The sequence below is a fragment of the Azonexus sp. genome (assembly GCF_030824335.1).
GTDB lineage: Bacteria > Pseudomonadota > Gammaproteobacteria > Burkholderiales > Rhodocyclaceae > Azonexus.
In genome coordinates this window covers 1-15,041 of the sequence record NZ_JAVBXX010000013.1, presented here as the reverse complement: position 1 = coordinate 15,041, position 15,041 = coordinate 1, and the positions used below count along the sequence as shown (strand labels likewise).

Here is a 15,041-nt window from a genome sequence, read left to right as displayed (position 1 = left end):
TTCAGTGTCCCGGCACGCAAATCTCCCGCCGCAAAACAGCACCCGTGGTTCGCCAGATCAACATAAAAACCAGGGCGCTCAGCAGGGCAAGCAAGCCACCGCCAATCCAGAGGAACATGCCTTGTCCTGTTGTTTTGGCCATGAGAAAGCTGGCAATCGTCATGGCGGCCAGCGGGAAGGAATAAGCCCACCAGGACAGAAAAAACTGGATACGCCGGAAGTGATGGAATTGACACAAGAGCAGCAGGGTGAACACCATGGCGATGGAATACAGAATGCGCCCAAAGGCATCCACTCCGCCCGTCAGGTTAACCCACGAGACAAAACCAACGGCCGGCGGGGCAATAAAAATGAATAAAGTTGGCATCAACCGCTCTGGCAGAGCGGTGTGAAAGATCAGTCGATAGAAAATACTGGCCGTCAGCACTGGCCAGAAGAACAGGCCAAGACTGAAGAAAAACCAGGAAATTTCCGGAATGCCATGTTGCATGCCGGGAATCGGGATCAGAATGTTGCCGACCACCGGAATGAACCAGGCCGGATTCAAATGGGCGATTTCATACTTGTCATGATGCATCCACGAAGACAGTACATAGAAGGTCAGGCCAAGATGGAGTGGCGCACCGATCACCCATAACCAGTAGGAAAACTCCGGTGCGGTTTGCATGAACGCAATGGAGAGAAGAATTAGGCTGATTGAGAGGGTTGGGACAAAGGCCTGTTTCACCGGATGAGTCACTTCTGCCAGCACATCTTCCGGATAGTTGATGATTTTTCGGGCGTAGATAAAGAGCAGTAGGAAAAACCAGATACTGGTCAGGGCAAGCAGGACGGAGCTGATACAAAACCCCGAGTCAAGAAAGTGCTCGGCCCGATTCCAGGCAATCGACAGGCCGGACAAGCCCATCACCGTGGAAAACCACGACACGGGAAAATATTTGAGGCGGGGGGGATTTTGTTCCACAGGGTTTTGGCTCATCGCTTCATGAATCAGTAGTCAAGATTTAACCAAGATACGCATTTCCGGTAGCCGGAAATCAAAAGCACTGTCCTCATACTTCGGTGGCCCCATCACTTTCGGATTATTCGACAAGCCGTAACCCTCTATCGGGAAGATGCTCAGGTGCAGCTTGAGTATTGGTTCAGTGGGCATGGTCATGACATGGGTGATGGCTTTGTGGCGGAAAACGCTCCAGCGCATTGGCGAGAAAGGCGGCTATCGCCTGATCCGGGATATCCTCGACGGTGATGACGGGCAGGATGCCGCTCTGTATCAAGCGGCGATAAAGCCCGGACCCCATGCCCCCGCTGATCAGGACGTTGATCCCGGCGAGAGGTTCAGGCCAGACGTCTTGTTGCGCGTGCAGGGGCATCTTGATGGGAAGCTCCAGCAGTTGCTTGCCCTTCACGCTGCCCTGCTCGATGTCGTACACCCAGAACCTGTGGCATTTGCCGGCGTGACCGGTGATGTTGCGGGAGTTCTGGCTAGTCACGGCAATGTACATAAGTAAATCCTAATGCAAAATAAAAGTACGCCCAAGTGCCATCATTCGCCAGATTGCCAGTGCCAGAAAAAGCAGTGTGGCGGGCGTGGATAACAAAAGACGCAGAACCCGGTTGTGCGGAATGAAGCCGACCCCGCGCACGAAGCCAGCACTCATCGCGGCGAAAAGCAGCGTGGCAAGCGGATGATCAGCCCGACCGGCCGGATCAGTGGCGATGCTCGGCAGGATGGTCATGACCATGAGAATGGCCATCGCGATTAGCAATGGCAGCCAGCCGACACCGGCCAACAGCTTGGGATCGCACTCAGTGCTGGTCGTGTTCATTGCCTCGCGCGCCAGCTCGGGCGGCCTCGTTTTCACCCCAAAGGGCATTCAGGATGGCCAGCAGCACGGCAAAACCGATACCGAGAACCCAGGCGAAGTACCACATGATGTTTTCCTTTCAGGTCTTGTCGAACTCGTCGGCGCCGATGATCAGGCGGCTATCCGAGAGATATTGATGCGGTGGCACTTCAAGGTTGGTTGGTGCCGGCTTGTTCTTGAAGACACGGCCGGCTAAATCGAAGGTCGAGCCGTGGCAGGGGCAGAGAAAGCCCCCAGGCCAATCGGCACCCAACGCCGCCTCGCCCGGGGTAAAAGCGGCTGAAGGTGAACAGCCGAGGTGGGTACAGATGCCGACAGCGACCAGCAATGCCGGTGTGCGTGACCGGGTTTCATTGCGGGCATAGGCCGGTTGTTGCGGTTTTTCCGATGTCGGGTCGGCGAGCATTGGCTCGGCTTTTTTCAGCGCGGCCAGCATTTCCGGTGTGCGATTGAGAATCCAGACCGGCTTGCCTCGCCATTCGACGACCATCATTTCGCCCGGCTGCAGTTTCCCGATATCGACTTCGACCGGCGCCCCGGCCGCCTTGGCCCGATCCGACGGCGTCAGGCTGGCAATGAAGGGGATCACGGTAGTGGCGCCCAGCACGCCCCCGGCAGCCACCGTTGCCATCAGCCAATGGCGGCGGGCAGAACTGTCACAGGCGGTAAAGGACGGACCCTGGCAGGCATATTCGGACATGGCATTCTCCTCAGTAAGCCGCATGTTCGTTTTCGCGGATGTAGGCGGCGGTCACCTTGCCGGCCATGACCTTGTAGGCCCAACTGGTGTAGGCAATGATGATGGGCATGAAGATCACCGTCGCCCAGAGCATGATGTTCAGCGTCAGTTGGCTGGAAACGCTGTCCCAGACCGTCAGGCTGGCGCGAGGATCAGACGACGAAGGCATGATGAACGGGAACAGCGAAGCCCCTGCTGTGCCGATGATGCCGAGAATGGCGAACGAGGAGGCGACGAAGGCAGCAAGTGTCGTCCCTTGCGCTGCCAGCAGCATGGCGATCAGGATGCCGGCGTAGGCGATGGCTGGAAGCGCCATCGTTGCCGGGTAGCGTTCGTAATTGGCAAGCCAGGCACCCGCCTGCCGGACAACGGTTTTGTCAAGCGGATTGGGCAAGGATTCCGGGGTCACCGCAGACGTAATGGTGTAACCATCGATGCCCTGCCACAGCCAGAGGCCTGCCACAGAGAACGAGAGCAACAGCAGGCCGCCGAAAAGCATCATGGCGGTGCGGCTGCGGGCGTAGACCGCGCCATCTGTACGGTGCATCAGATAAATCGCACCGTGGAAAGTGATCATCGCCGTAGACACCACGCCACACAGCAGGGCAAAGGGATTGAGCAGCGCCCAGAACGTGCCGGTGTAGGTGGACATCAAATTGTCGGCAAACTGGAAGGGCACGCCGAGAAAAAGATTGCCGAAGGCAACGCCGAAGATCAGCGGCGGCACGGCGCCCCCGATAAAGAGGCCCCAGTCCCAGGTATTGCGCCAGGTCGGGTTGTCGATCTTGCTGCGGTAGTCAAAGCCGACCGGGCGGAAAAAGAGTGCCCAGAGCACCGCCAGCATCGCCCAGTAAAAACCTGAGAAAGCAGTGGCATAAACCAGCGGCCAGGCCGCGAAGATGGCGCCGCCACCGGTGATGAACCAGACCTGGTTGCCGTCCCAGTGCGGGCCGACGGTATTGATGACGATCCTGCGTTCGACATCGTCGCGACCGACGAAGGGAAGCAAGGTTCCGACGCCCATGTCGTGGCCGTCCATGATCGCGAAGCCGATGAGCAGGACGCCCACCAGCAGCCACCAGATGATTTTCAGGCTTGGATAGTCAAGCATGTTCTTTCCTTGTGAGTCGAGGTTGGGGCGTGCTGCTCATTGGGCATCGGCGATGGCAAGCTTGAGCAACTTGCGGAACTGGGTTTCGGAAATGGCCGCCTGAATGCGGTTGACCGTGGCGATCTGCGCTTCTGTCGCTTCGCGTTTCAGTTGCACCAGTTCATCCAGCCGGGATTTGATGTCGGTCACGCTTTGGCGCTGATAGAGAACGTCGCTGGCGATCGCCTGTTCGAGCTTTTCCGCCTTTTGCAGACGGGACATGACTTGCAGCGGTGCTTCGGCCATCAGCTCGCGGACCAGTTGCTTTTGCGCTTCATTGAGGCCCAGTTTGCCGGCCTGGCCATTGGCCGTGCGCAGGATATGCGGCAGGTTGGCTGGCAGAATCAAGGCGTAATCGACGGTCTCCGCTTTCATGTGCACCTCGTGCGGTGCTTCGGCCAGGGACGGGGCGGCGTTGAGTGCGAACAGGACCAACAGGGTGGTGAATCGGGTTTTCATTGTGTTTCCTCAGGCGTGAGCGTATTCGTTGTCATAGCGGCCAGTACCGAGACTGCCCGGCCCCAGCTTGGCGAACTTGACCATCAGGTACATCTCGACGATCAGGAGGATGGTGTAAAAGCCGATGAAGCCGGCCAGCGAGCCGTACAGGCTGTTCACCGACAGCGTCGACACGGACATATGGGTAGGCAGCACGCCGTAGATGGTCCAGGGCTGCCGACCGTACTCGGCTACGAACCAGCCCAGTTCGCAGGACAGCCAGGGAACCGGCAGCATCCACAGGGCGGAACGCAGGAGCCAGGGTTTGTCGGCGAAATTGCCTTTCAGTGAGTAGACCAGTGCCGCGCCGAACAGGCCGAGCATCAGAAAGCCGAAGGCGACCATCAGGCGGAAGCTCCAGAACAGCGGCGCGACCCGCGGAATGGTGTCGGCGACTGCCTTTTCGAGAATTTCCGGGGTGACCTGACGGACATCGACCAGGTATTTTTTGAGCAGCAGGCCAAAGCCGAGGTCGGCCTTGTGCTCCTCGAATTCGGCCTTCATCGCGGCGTCGGCCGGGTTCTTGCGCAGCGCTTCGAGGGCAACAACGGCTTCCATGCCGGACAGGATGCGCTCACGGTTTTTCTCGCGAATCTCCTTGATGCCGGGAATCTGCTTGTCCAGCGAACGGGTACCGATGATGCCCATGACCCACGGAATCTCGATGGCAAAGTCGTTCTTCATCTCTTTTTCGTTGGGAATGGCGATCAGGTTGAAGCCGGCCGGTGCCGGTTCGGTCTCCCACATCGCTTCCATCGCAGCCAGCTTGGTCTGCTGGGCTTCGCCGACGGTGTAGCCGGATTCGTCGCCGAGGACGATGACCGAGCAGATTGAGGCAAAGCCGAAGGCGGCGGCAATGCGGAAGCTTTTCTTGGCAAATTCGACGTCGCGACCGCGCAACAGGTAGAAGGCCGAGATCGACAGGACGAACATGGCGCCGGTGACATAGCCGGCGGATACGGTATGGACGAACTTGGCCTGGGCATCCGGATTGAACAGCACGGCCCAGAAGTCGACCATTTCCATGCGCATCGTCACGTAGCTGAATTCGGCGCCGACCGGGTTCTGCATCCAGCCATTGGCGATCAGTATCCACAGGGCCGAGAGATTGGTGCCGACGGCCATGAGGATGGTCACCAGCAGGTGCTGCCGGCGCGACAGGCGATCCCAGCCGAAGAAGAACAGGCCGATGAAGGTCGATTCGAGGAAGAAGGCCATCAGGCCCTCGATGGCCAGCGGCGCACCGAAAATGTCACCGACGTAGTGGGAGTAGTAGGCCCAGTTGGTGCCGAACTGGAACTCCATGGTGATACCGGTGGTCACGCCGAGCGCGAAGTTGATGCCGAAAAGCTTGCCCCAGAAGCAGGTCATGTCCTTGTAGATCGTTTTGCCGGTCATCACATAGACCGACTCCATGATGACCAGTATCCAGGTCATGCCGATGGTCAGCGGCACGAACAGGAAGTGATACATCGCGGTCACGGCGAACTGCAGGCGCGAGAGATCGACGAGTTGCTCACTGAGCATGGGGTTCTCCTGAATGAAGACGTTGGGTGGCCGCGCTTGCCGGTTGGGCCAGATGTTCGGCAAGGCGCTGACCATCCACCTCGACCCGGGCGTCGCGAATGAATGCCCACCACAGGCCAAAAATGATCAGTAACTTGATGATCACAATGGCGTAGATTTCTCGGCGGAGGCGGGTGTTTCCTTGTGACATCGGAAGCGAGGTTTGGATTAATATCAGTACTTGCTTATCAATCTTCGTGCCAGCCGATCCATGTTTATTTTTCCATTTAAAAACAATTGACTGAAAGCCCTGTGGCAAATTGCCGCAGGGCTTTCATGGCGGAAGCGATGGCAGTGTGGCAGTATTTGACAGTCCAAATTCATGCCATGGCAGACAAATGACAGTAGCCGCCAACGCCCCCGTCGAACTGGTGTCCTTTCTCGAATCGCTCAGCGAGCCGCATATCCTGTGCGACCGCGACTACCGGATTCTGGCCGCCAACAAGGCCTACCGCGACAAGTGGGAGGGCCAGCAGCGCATCGTCGGCCGCACCTGTTACGAGGTGTCGCACCGCTACAAGCTGCCCTGCGATCAGGCTGGCGAATCCTGCCCGCTACAGCGCAGCCTGCGTTCCGGCGAACGTGAGCGGGTTGTGCATCTGCACCACACGCCGCACGGCGAGCGTTTCGAGAACATCGAACTGTCACCGATCCGCGATGCCAGCGGCGAGATTGCCTATTTCATCGAAAAGATCGACCCGCTGCCGGTGCCGCGCACCGACGAACACGCCCGGGGACTGATCGGTCGCTCACCGACCTTCATGGCGATGATGGACATGGTGGCGCGCGTCGCGCCTTCCGATGCGGCCGTGCTGCTGCAGGGGGAGTCCGGCACCGGCAAGGAATTGGTGGCCAGTGCCATCCACCAGATGAGCCGGCGGGCCGAAAAACCCTTTGTCGCGGTCGACTGCTCCGGGCTGGCGGAAACCCTGTTCGAGAGCGAGTTGTTTGGCCACGAGCGCGGCGCCTTTACCGGTGCCGTCACGCGCAAGATCGGGCTGATCGAGGCTGCCTCGGGCGGCACGCTGTTTCTCGACGAAGTTGGCGACATTCCGCTGTCGATCCAGGTCAAGCTGCTGCGTCTGCTTGAAACCGGCACCTTCCGCCGCGTAGGATCGACCGAGGTTCAGCAGGCCGATATCCGGGTCGTTTCCGCCACCCACCGGCCGCTGGCCGAGATGGTCGAGGCCGGCAGCTTCCGTCAGGATCTGTTTTATCGCCTCAACGTCTTCCCCGTCTTTTTGCCGCCGCTGCGCGAACGCCGCGACGACATCGCCGTACTGGCGGAAGCCTTGCTGCCGCGCGTCAGCAACGGCCGCAAGCTGCGTCTGAGTGACGAAGCGATCCGCTGGCTGCGCGATTACAGCTTCCCCGGCAATGTCCGCGAGTTGCGCAACCTGCTGGAACGCGCTTGCCTGCTCTGCGACAGCGACGACATCGACTTGCGCCATCTTCCGGCCGGCGCGGCGGCCCCCCTGCTGCGGTCAACGCCGATAAGTGCCCAAAACCGCAAGTCCGCCGGCAAACTCAGCGACCGCGAGCTGGCCGACATTGCCGCCGGCTTTCCCGGCAGCCGCAAGGAACTGGCGCGCCATCTGGGCATGTCGGAGCGTACGCTTTACCGGCGCCTCGGCCGACACGAAAACAGCAGCGACGCGTAACCGGGCTTATACCGCTAAGTGCGCGTCAGCCGGGCCCCCAACCAAGTGATGAAGGTCGCGGCAGCTGGCAGCAACACGGCGATCAAGGGGCTGTCGAGGCGTTCCGGCATCAGCAGTAGCAGGATGCCGAGACCGAGCATCATCAGCCCGGAGAGCAGCTTGAGCAGGCGCCCCTCGCGCTCGCTCAGCTTGCGCGCCCCAAGCGTGCGGACAAAGCCAATGACGATCAGCAACAGCGGCAGCACGTAGATCAGGTTGTACAGCGCCAGATAGAGGTAATGCGTGGCGGGATCATTTTCGCGCAGGGTCAGCACACGGGTGAACACCATCGGGAAACCGGCCGTGCACAGCAATTCATAAAAGTTGGCGGCAATCGCCAGCAGCACGGTCGAGGCCAGCATGGCCGGCAGACTGTCGGCCTGCATCAGCGTCCTTACCCGCTGGAAGAGGCCCGCCTTGCCGCGCTCGCTGATTGACAGCGACACACCCTGCTTGAAAGCGAAGAAGTCCTTGATATTGATCCCCGCCACCGTCAGGGCCAGCAGGCCGGCTGCGGCGGTGATCCACGGCAGGCTGCCGACGACGAGGAAAAGATTGAGCCAGGCCGCCATGAACGCGAAATACATGAGTCCGGAAACGCTGACGAAAACCCCACCAATAAGCAGCATCCGCCGGCGTTGGTGCTGATGGGCAAGCAGCGAGAGCAGGAAGAGCAGGACGAAAAATGCGCAGGGATTGAAGGCATCCAGCCCGGCGAGCAGCACGGTGAGCACCGGCAGCGAGAGTGCCGCCGGATCGAGCTCGCCCAGCAACGGCAAGGCGATACGTGAAGGTGTCGCCACCCCGGCCGGTGCCGGTTCGCCCGACTCGCAGGCCCGCAGGCGCCCGATCAAAGCTTCCCGGCCAGCGGCGTTGTCATCCCAGCCAACCGCCATTTGCCCGCAATAAATCAGGGTTGGCACCGCCTGCGCCGTGCCGCCCAGCGCCTCGGCGCGAGCCACAAAGCGCTGCAGGTTATCCGGCGAACGGGTGATCTCCCGCGTTTCGACCCGCAGCCAGGGGTTCTCTTTCGCCATCGCCTCGATCTGCGGCAAGGCCTCCAGGCAATGCGGGCACTTCAAGGACCAATACACCTCCAGCACCACCTCGGCACGTAGCGTAGCGGCAAAGCAGATCAACCCAATAAAGAGGAGAAATCGACGCATGATCCAAACGCCTTGTTTTTCGAGTTTACTTCAGTCTAGCCCCGGCTGGAAAAATTGCGACCAGTGCGATGCCAGACAAAAAAATGGCGGGGACGAGCCCCGCCAAAAAAGTCACGCAAGGAAGTGACTAAGAACGGAAAATCAGTGGTGTTCGTCGACCTCCTCCCAGCCGGTGATCATCGCCTTGATGTGGGCGAAGATGGTGTGGCCGGTGGTGGTGAGGTAGACGTGGATGAAGAAGAAGGCAGTGATCATGTAGGCGCCGAGCACGTGCAGGGTAGCGACCCATTCCAGCGACAGGTTCTGGTCGATGCCGAGCTGCTCCCAGTCACCGTAGAACAGGTAGAAAATGCCGGTGCCCCAGATCAGCGGCGAGATGAAGGCGAGTAGCGCGAGGTAGGCCAAGCGTTGCAGCGGGTTGTGCTTCTGCACCACGGTCTTTTTGAAGGGATGCGGCGAGTTGGTGAATATGCCGATGGTGTAATACTTGATCATCGCGCCGACATTCTTGATCGATGGCAGGTATTGCCGCCATTCGCCGGTGGTGAATTGCCAGAAGATGGTGAAGGCCCACAGCGTCAGCAGCGTCCAGGCCGCCAGGGTATGCAACTGCACCGCTTTCTGGAAGCCGATCAAGGTGTAGCTGCCGTGCACTTCAAAGCCGGTGATCATCATGACGATGATCAACAGCGCCTGCGACCAATGCCAGAATCGTTCGTAACGCTTGTAGATATAGATGCGTTCGCTCATTTTGCCTTCTCCTTGCGACGGGTGGCGAAGCGGATGCCGCCGTGCAGCAGGCCGCCGCCGATGGCGCCGGCAATCATCAGACCACCGAGCAGATCGACCCAGTCCTTGGTATCGCGGCCGGGCAGGTAAATATCGGTGATCGCCGCCAGCCGGCCATCGGTCGCGCGGGTGTGGCACTCCTGACAGGGCACGGCCTTTTCTTTGGGCGCGACCATGTGGGTGATGAACCAGTTCATCCGTGTTTCGATGAAGCCGAACTCACCGCTGTAGGGCAGCCCTGCGGTTTCCATGCCGGACTTGATCGACTTGGCGTAGTCGTAGTGCTTCCAGAAAGCGGTATCGTCGTCGCCCCACACGTGGTTTACCACCAGCGTCTTGTTGACCTTGTCGTAGGGCTGCTTGCCATGCATCACCTTGAACGGCCAGATGCGGGCGTTCGGGTCGCTGGCCGAGCCTTCGATGCGGTTCATTTCGAGCACCTTGGTGTCGTCGAACTTGTCGGTGATCGCCATCTGTTGAACGACGCCGTTGTACCACTTGTATTCGGGGCGGACGTTTTCGCCGAGCTTGAAATCACCCTTGGCTGCGGAATAGGTCAGGTGGCCGTGGTCATCCTTGATGAACAGCGGCTTGCCGTCGGCATCCTTCTTTCCGGCGGTTGACCAGTCCCAGAGCATCTTTGTGGCGACACCGCCGCGGGCGTACTCGGGAATATGGCAGGTCTGGCAGGCCACCTTGTTGGCGTGGTTGTTGATCTTCGCTTCCTTGTGCGGCTTGGCACCATGACAGGATTCGCACGTCGCCCGGTTGTGGTCGTCCTTGGGCAGGTCCATGCCATGGCTGTCCTTGGCCGTCGGCGCATAGCGGCTGCCGGAAGGCTGGTGCGCGTTGAAGGTGTGGCAGTCAGAGCAGGCCATGTTGGCGCCGTCCGAAGCCATGTGCACATCGAGTTCGCGCTTGGGCTTGAGCAGCGAGGAATCGAGGTCGCCGTGTTTGACCGCATCGCCGCCACCACCGTTGAAATGGCAGTTACCGCAATTCTTGCGGCCAGGACTGCCAACGTGCTGCGCGATTTTGGTCAGGTCCGGCGCCTTGAACTGCTTCTTGCCCGGCGGGCCTTCCATCGGCTCGAACTCGCGGTCGATATAGAGCGGGTGACCTGCATCGGTGCCGAACTTGCGGTAGGTGCCGGTGGTGTCATGGCAGGCCAGGCAGTCGACATTGCTCTGATCGGCAAAGTCGAAGTTCTTGTCCTTCCAGCCGTAGCCGGCGTGGCAACTGGTACAGCGCGCTTCGTTGGATGTAATTGAGCCGCAGAAATTGTTGGCGGCGTGCTGCTTGCCCAGTTTCTTACCGGTCTTGGTGTTGGTTGCTTCCCAAGTCCAGTGGATGCTCTTCATCACCTGATGGCCGGCCTTGTTATGGCAGGTGAGGCAGGCCTTGGTCACCTCCGGGCCGGAGGTGAACGGACCCTTGAGGGCTTCAAGCTGACTGTGGTCGGCGGTCGACTTTTCCTTGGCCGACGGCGGTACGGCAGGTGCCACAACCCCTGATACGGGCGGTGGTGACGCCTGCGCGGCCAGACTGACCGCGACAACCATGCACCCCCCGGTGAACATTCGCCACATTTTTTTGTACATAAGGCCTCCTTGCATATTAGAGACCTCTAATCAATTACCATGCCACCCAGAGAAAATTGCCTAATTCCGCTACCTGCAACGATTTGGCAATAATTAAACTACATATGGCAGCGTCGCCGCTGCCAATATCACTACACGCTGGCAGTATTGGCACACCACTCAGCCCGACAGACAACTGCGGTGAACACGGAAAACCATCGAGAATCCGGTATCCTGAAATCATTCAGCAAGAAGGTAAAACCTGGCGATCTCGCGGTGCTGGGTTAGGGAGATGTGGATCTGCGGCCAACCGTAAAAGCATCCGAAAACAGGCCATCGACCAAATCGGTCTTAGAGTTCGTCGGCGCGTAAGCCCTCGAGTGCGTCGACCAGCCACCAAGCACCGCTGAAATCCTCATCGCGGGTATAGCGTTATGACTTACCAAAAATCGCAGGCCGGCACGGAGTTCAGCCTGCAGGCCGTTGCGTGAATCCTCGATGGCGAGTACGCATCCGACGGACTATTTTTTTCCTGCCTCAGTAATCGGGAATTTGGCCGAGGATTTGTCTGGAGAAAACGGCGATTCAGGTCTCCGTTTTCTTTTATCCTGAAAAAGCTGGGCGGAAATATCCGAAGCATTTCATGTATCCCCGGTTTTTTTGCATAAAATGTCCCCGACCATGACTTTTCGCCCCAACCTGAACAGCCTGACCACACGCATCATTTTGCTGGGTGTGATGTTTCTCATCGTTGGGGCGCTGGGAAGGCTTTTTTTCCTGACGGATTATCTGCGGGAAGATCTGACCGAACTGACGGCTTCCCAATTGAGTACCATGGCAAATTATGTCGCGCAGGATGTGGACCGCGATATTGTGGCCCGGCGGGACTTTTTGCAGCATGTTGTTGAGCGTCTGCCGCTGCGCTTGCTGGGCAAACCACTGGAATTGCAGGAATGGCTGGGAGAGCGACAGGCCATCAATCCGCTATTCTCCCTGGGTATGTTCGTGCTTGATCCACGCGGCGTTGTGCTGGCCGATTTCCCGGTATTGCCGGATCGTTCTGGTGCTTCTTATGCAGACCGCGATTACTTTCAGCAAGCCATGCGCGGCGAGTTTGCGATTGGCCGGGCGATTGTTGGACGCTATGCCAAGGTTCCCGTACTGCCCATGGCCATGCCCTTGCGTGACAGTGCCGGTAAGGTACAGGCGGTTCTGGTCGGCATTTCCGCCTTGCAATCCCCGAATTTCATGGAAGCTTTATACGCCACCCGAATTGGCAATACCGGCGGGCTATTGCTGATTTCTCCACGCGACAGGCTCTTCGTGGGGGCTTCCGATCCCAGCATGATCCTAAGGGAAACGCCGCCGGAAGGGGTGAACCTGTTGCATGACGAAGTAATGAAAGGCCGCCGGGTGCCCGGCATAACGATTAATGCGCGTGGCGTCGAAGAACTGGCGGCCGCGGCCTCGGTGCCGAGCAGTGGCTGGTTTGTTGTGGCTCGTCTGCCAACCAGTGAGGCATTTGCACCGGTTGCCCGTTTATATGGTTTTGTATTGAAAAACACGGCAGTCATCCTGCCCATTTTCTTTTTCGTCATGTTCTTCACGATGCGCCATCTCATGCGCCCCTTGATGAATGCTGCCCGGCACGCCGATCGCATGACGCAAGGCGAAATGCCATTGGAGCCGCTGCCGGTAGTGCGTAACGATGAAGTGGGGCATTTGACGGCAGCATTCAACCGGGTTCTCTCAAAGTTGCTGGAAAGTCGTGCCGAACTGGACCACCTTGCCCATCATGACATGCTCACCGCTTTGCCCAATCGACAGCTACTGGCCGACCGGATGAAACAAGCACTGGTCCGCGCGCAGCGCAAGCATGGCAAGGTCGCGGTATTGTTCCTTGATCTGGATGGATTCAAGCCGATCAACGACAGCCTCGGCCATGAAGCGGGCGATATTGCCTTGCGTGAAGTGGCGGATCGCTTGAGCGCAGCCATTCGTCGGGAGGACACGCTGGCTCGGGTCGGCGGCGATGAATTCGTCGTTTTGCTGTCTGATTTGGGCGATCGGGCGCGGGAATCGGCGGAGTTTGTTGCCAACAAATGTCTGGCAGTCTTCCGCCAACCTTTCGTGATCCGGGGCCAGGATTGCCGTTTGGGTACCTCAATCGGTATCGCCATCGGCAACGGTGAGTGTTCCACCGATAAATTGCTGATCGCCGCCGATCAGGCAATGTACCAAGCGAAAGACGCCGGTCGTGGTCAGTTTTGCTGGGCACAGGAATGCCTGCTTTGCACGGATGGCGATAACGCCAGGTGCGATATTCACTGAGGGTTGTTCTGAGTCCGCGCTGAAACTGAGCGATTGGCGACAACGAACTCGTTGTGATTAACCAACTTGATGGCTGGTATCGTGATTGGGTGAGTCGCGTTCTAGTTGGTTGCTGCTTTTCGGCGAGGCTGTGTGGAAACGCTCGGAAACTTTGGGTGCTACAGATCGGAGGCAGGAATTTTGCCCGCCAATTTCGGGTTTGCCGGTTGGCATTCTGAATAGGAAGGGCAAAAAGGCCTGGTTAGGCCTGCATGGCTGCCTTTAGATCTGCAACGCCGATGATCTTCATGACTCGTTTCAGATTGTAGGCAAGGACATGCAGGCTCATTTCGGTACTGACCCGATCCAGGGTCCGGGTCAGGAAATGGGTGGCACCCATCCAATCCTTCAGCGTGCCGAATGGATGCTCAACAGTCTGTCGTCGCGTCCGCATGGCTTCGGGTTTCTTATCGAGGCGTTTCTGCATCGCTTCCAGGCTAGATTCATATTCCCCGCGAGCAACGCGCCGATAGGGGCTCGGCGTACATTTCTCCTTCATCGCGCAGCGTGGGCAATCGGAGCTCCAGTATTTATGGATCAGTGCGCCACGTTCAACGGTTGAGAAACGCCAGATCAGTCGGCTGCCGGCCGGACACTGATACTCACCAGTCTCTGGCTCGAAGACGAAATCCTCCTTATCGAATCGGCCATTTGCTTTGGCCAAGGAAGTCATGGGCTTCGAAACAAACGGGGTGATTACCGTCGACAAACAGATCAATAATACGGGCCGGATTCTCTGCATCGATATACTCATCAAGTGATTCCGGTAGGAGCGTAATCTGCTGCCGATTGTCACCCTCAATGAGGCGCTTCATGCTAGCCTCAGAAAACCATTTGTCATGGATGGTCTAGCGCATCAACCCCGTTTGGACTACACACCGTCCGGATGTTTTCACACAGCCTCCAGCCAAAGCCGACTTAGGATCTCTGACCTGAATCGGACAGCCAGTCGCCGATTAGCTGCCGCTCAGCAACGCGTGGCGACTTTGCAATCTCCCTCGGTTTCAGAAGCTAAATCAGCCGGTGGATTGACAGGTGTCGAATCGCTGACTGCAACGGCGCTGTCGTAGGCACAACGAAGCGCACCACAATAAAGATGGCCCCAGTAAATTTCCGGGGCCATCGTGTTTGCAGCTGACTCAGCGAGGGGTCAAGTTACCGTCCAGTCGGCTACGCCGATTGCTGCTATCTGGAGGTTGCTGGCCAGGGCGAAGAAGTCGGTAATCGCGTACTGCACACCTGTTACGATGAGCGGATGATCCGGCTTGATCTGGCCGAAGACCATATCACCGAATTGCAGCAACTCGATGTCGCGAATCACAGTCTGTGCACCGCTGTAGCGGTTCGACACGACGATCTGCTGTGCTTCATTAACAGCAATCTGCCAGTCAGCGACGTGACCGAAGAACACCGCGAGATCGCTCCCCGCCCCACCATCCAGCACGTTGTTCCCGCTCCCGGCGACCAGCACATCGTTGCCGGCACCGCCCAATAGCTGGTCGTTACCGCCATCGCCCGACCAGCCGGTTTCCTTCAGCGTCCAGTCCTGGGCGAGCTTGAGCCGGCCAGCCGCATCCTTGATCTGGCCGCTGTTGTTCTCATGCCGCGCCAGGTA

16 protein-coding genes and 2 pseudogenes are annotated in these 15,041 nt (G+C 58.5%); 2 read left to right on the top strand and 16 right to left on the bottom strand.

All coding sequences use genetic code 11. The features are described from left to right. Nucleotide 1: 1 nt before the first annotated feature. The 10 genes from RCI20_RS09390 to cydP are packed head-to-tail and all read right to left on the bottom strand — an operon-like array spanning nt 2 to nt 6,080. Nucleotides 2-979, bottom strand: coding sequence for an SLAC1 anion channel family protein (locus tag RCI20_RS09390; protein ID WP_306604691.1), 978 nt, complete (start codon nt 977-979; stop codon nt 2-4). Nucleotides 980-997: 18 nt separating this feature from the next. Then, complete coding sequence (locus RCI20_RS17745) at nt 998-1,153, bottom strand: DUF2141 domain-containing protein (protein ID WP_373691506.1); 156 nt, start codon at nt 1,151-1,153, stop codon at nt 998-1,000. Beyond that, nucleotides 1,143-1,505, bottom strand: a complete 363-nt coding sequence (locus tag RCI20_RS09385) for a NifB/NifX family molybdenum-iron cluster-binding protein (protein WP_306604690.1) — start codon at nt 1,503-1,505, stop codon at nt 1,143-1,145. Before RCI20_RS09385 ends, RCI20_RS17745 begins: the two co-directional genes overlap by 11 nt. Before the next feature lie 9 nt (nt 1,506-1,514). Then, nucleotides 1,515-1,829: a cyd operon YbgE family protein gene (locus RCI20_RS09380; RefSeq protein ID WP_306604688.1), complete on the bottom strand. Its 315-nt coding sequence runs from the start codon at nt 1,827-1,829 to the stop codon at nt 1,515-1,517. Continuing rightward, complete coding sequence (gene cydX, locus RCI20_RS09375; protein ID WP_306604686.1) at nt 1,810-1,935, bottom strand: cytochrome bd-I oxidase subunit CydX; 126 nt, start codon at nt 1,933-1,935, stop codon at nt 1,810-1,812. Before cydX ends, RCI20_RS09380 begins: the two co-directional genes overlap by 20 nt. A 12-nt stretch (nt 1,936-1,947) precedes the next feature. Continuing rightward, nucleotides 1,948-2,568, bottom strand: a complete 621-nt coding sequence (gene petA / locus RCI20_RS09370) for a ubiquinol-cytochrome c reductase iron-sulfur subunit (RefSeq protein WP_306604683.1) — start codon at nt 2,566-2,568, stop codon at nt 1,948-1,950. Nucleotides 2,569-2,578: 10 nt separating this feature from the next. After that, a complete protein-coding gene (gene cydB, locus RCI20_RS09365; RefSeq protein WP_306604682.1) occupies nt 2,579-3,718 on the bottom strand; it encodes a cytochrome d ubiquinol oxidase subunit II in 1,140 nt (379 codons plus the stop codon). Between the two features lie 36 nt (nt 3,719-3,754). Beyond that, entirely contained in the window at nt 3,755-4,216 is a 462-nt protein-coding gene (locus RCI20_RS09360) for a hypothetical protein (protein ID WP_306604680.1), read from the bottom strand. 9 nt (nt 4,217-4,225) lie between these two features. After that, nucleotides 4,226-5,782, bottom strand: a complete 1,557-nt coding sequence (locus RCI20_RS09355) for a cytochrome ubiquinol oxidase subunit I (protein ID WP_306604678.1) — start codon at nt 5,780-5,782, stop codon at nt 4,226-4,228. Beyond that, entirely contained in the window at nt 5,772-6,080 is a 309-nt protein-coding gene (cydP, locus tag RCI20_RS09350; RefSeq protein WP_306604676.1) for a cytochrome oxidase putative small subunit CydP, read from the bottom strand. The genes RCI20_RS09355 and cydP overlap by 11 nt, the downstream gene beginning before the upstream one ends. A gap of 79 nt (nt 6,081-6,159) precedes the next feature. On the opposite strand from cydP, the gene RCI20_RS09345 reads away from it, so the two are divergent. Continuing rightward, complete coding sequence (locus tag RCI20_RS09345) at nt 6,160-7,482, top strand: sigma-54-dependent Fis family transcriptional regulator (RefSeq protein ID WP_306604674.1); 1,323 nt, start codon at nt 6,160-6,162, stop codon at nt 7,480-7,482. A gap of 14 nt (nt 7,483-7,496) precedes the next feature. Here RCI20_RS09345 and RCI20_RS09340 read toward each other — a convergent pair whose 3' ends face one another. From RCI20_RS09340 to RCI20_RS09330, 3 genes are all read right to left on the bottom strand, one after another. Next, nucleotides 7,497-8,687, bottom strand: coding sequence for a thioredoxin family protein (locus RCI20_RS09340; protein ID WP_306604672.1), 1,191 nt, complete (start codon nt 8,685-8,687; stop codon nt 7,497-7,499). A 141-nt stretch (nt 8,688-8,828) separates the two neighbouring features. Then, the gene (locus RCI20_RS09335; protein WP_306604670.1) at nt 8,829-9,437 is read right to left on the bottom strand and encodes a cytochrome b/b6 domain-containing protein; all 609 of its coding nucleotides are present in this window, start codon (nt 9,435-9,437) and stop codon (nt 8,829-8,831) included. Then, nucleotides 9,434-11,077, bottom strand: a complete 1,644-nt coding sequence (locus tag RCI20_RS09330; protein WP_306604667.1) for a tetrathionate reductase family octaheme c-type cytochrome — start codon at nt 11,075-11,077, stop codon at nt 9,434-9,436. Before RCI20_RS09330 ends, RCI20_RS09335 begins: the two co-directional genes overlap by 4 nt. Nucleotides 11,078-11,725: 648 nt before the next feature. Between RCI20_RS09330 and RCI20_RS09325 the strand changes: the two genes are divergently transcribed. Next, nucleotides 11,726-13,387 (top strand): diguanylate cyclase domain-containing protein, encoded by a 1,662-nt coding sequence (locus RCI20_RS09325; RefSeq protein ID WP_306604665.1) that lies wholly within the window; start codon nt 11,726-11,728, stop codon nt 13,385-13,387. 241 nt (nt 13,388-13,628) lie between these two features. Here the strand turns inward: RCI20_RS09325 and RCI20_RS09320 are convergent. From RCI20_RS09320 to RCI20_RS09310, 3 genes and pseudogenes are all read right to left on the bottom strand, one after another. After that, a pseudogene (locus tag RCI20_RS09320) lies at nt 13,629-14,147 on the bottom strand (transposase); the annotation flags it as partial. Beyond that, nucleotides 14,062-14,241 carry a hypothetical protein gene (locus tag RCI20_RS09315; protein WP_306605032.1) on the bottom strand — a complete coding sequence of 60 codons (180 nt, stop codon included), beginning with the start codon at nt 14,239-14,241 and terminating at the stop codon, nt 14,062-14,064. The gene RCI20_RS09315 and the pseudogene RCI20_RS09320, both read right to left, overlap by 86 nt. Before the next feature lie 335 nt (nt 14,242-14,576). Further along, nucleotides 14,577-15,041, bottom strand: a pseudogene (locus tag RCI20_RS09310) (hypothetical protein); the annotation flags it as partial.

Coding starts and splice junctions, on each gene's coding strand:
- RCI20_RS09355 (WP_306604678.1), bottom strand. CDS start 5,782: ATGCTCAGTGAGCAACTCGTCGATCTCTCGCGCCTGCAGTTCGCCGTG.
- RCI20_RS09340 (WP_306604672.1), bottom strand. CDS start 8,687: ATGCGTCGATTTCTCCTCTTTATTGGGTTGATCTGCTTTGCCGCTACG.
- RCI20_RS09330 (WP_306604667.1), bottom strand. CDS start 11,077: ATGTACAAAAAAATGTGGCGAATGTTCACCGGGGGGTGCATGGTTGTC.
- RCI20_RS17745 (WP_373691506.1), bottom strand. CDS start 1,153: ATGCCCACTGAACCAATACTCAAGCTGCACCTGAGCATCTTCCCGATA.
- cydX (WP_306604686.1), bottom strand. CDS start 1,935: ATGTGGTACTTCGCCTGGGTTCTCGGTATCGGTTTTGCCGTGCTGCTG.
- RCI20_RS09380 (WP_306604688.1), bottom strand. CDS start 1,829: ATGAACACGACCAGCACTGAGTGCGATCCCAAGCTGTTGGCCGGTGTC.
- RCI20_RS09335 (WP_306604670.1), bottom strand. CDS start 9,437: ATGAGCGAACGCATCTATATCTACAAGCGTTACGAACGATTCTGGCAT.
- RCI20_RS09385 (WP_306604690.1), bottom strand. CDS start 1,505: ATGTACATTGCCGTGACTAGCCAGAACTCCCGCAACATCACCGGTCAC.
- RCI20_RS09325 (WP_306604665.1), top strand. CDS start 11,726: ATGTCCCCGACCATGACTTTTCGCCCCAACCTGAACAGCCTGACCACA.
- petA (WP_306604683.1), bottom strand. CDS start 2,568: ATGTCCGAATATGCCTGCCAGGGTCCGTCCTTTACCGCCTGTGACAGT.
- cydB (WP_306604682.1), bottom strand. CDS start 3,718: ATGCTTGACTATCCAAGCCTGAAAATCATCTGGTGGCTGCTGGTGGGC.
- RCI20_RS09390 (WP_306604691.1), bottom strand. CDS start 979: ATGAGCCAAAACCCTGTGGAACAAAATCCCCCCCGCCTCAAATATTTT.
- RCI20_RS09345 (WP_306604674.1), top strand. CDS start 6,160: ATGACAGTAGCCGCCAACGCCCCCGTCGAACTGGTGTCCTTTCTCGAA.
- RCI20_RS09360 (WP_306604680.1), bottom strand. CDS start 4,216: ATGAAAACCCGATTCACCACCCTGTTGGTCCTGTTCGCACTCAACGCC.
- RCI20_RS09315 (WP_306605032.1), bottom strand. CDS start 14,241: ATGAAGCGCCTCATTGAGGGTGACAATCGGCAGCAGATTACGCTCCTA.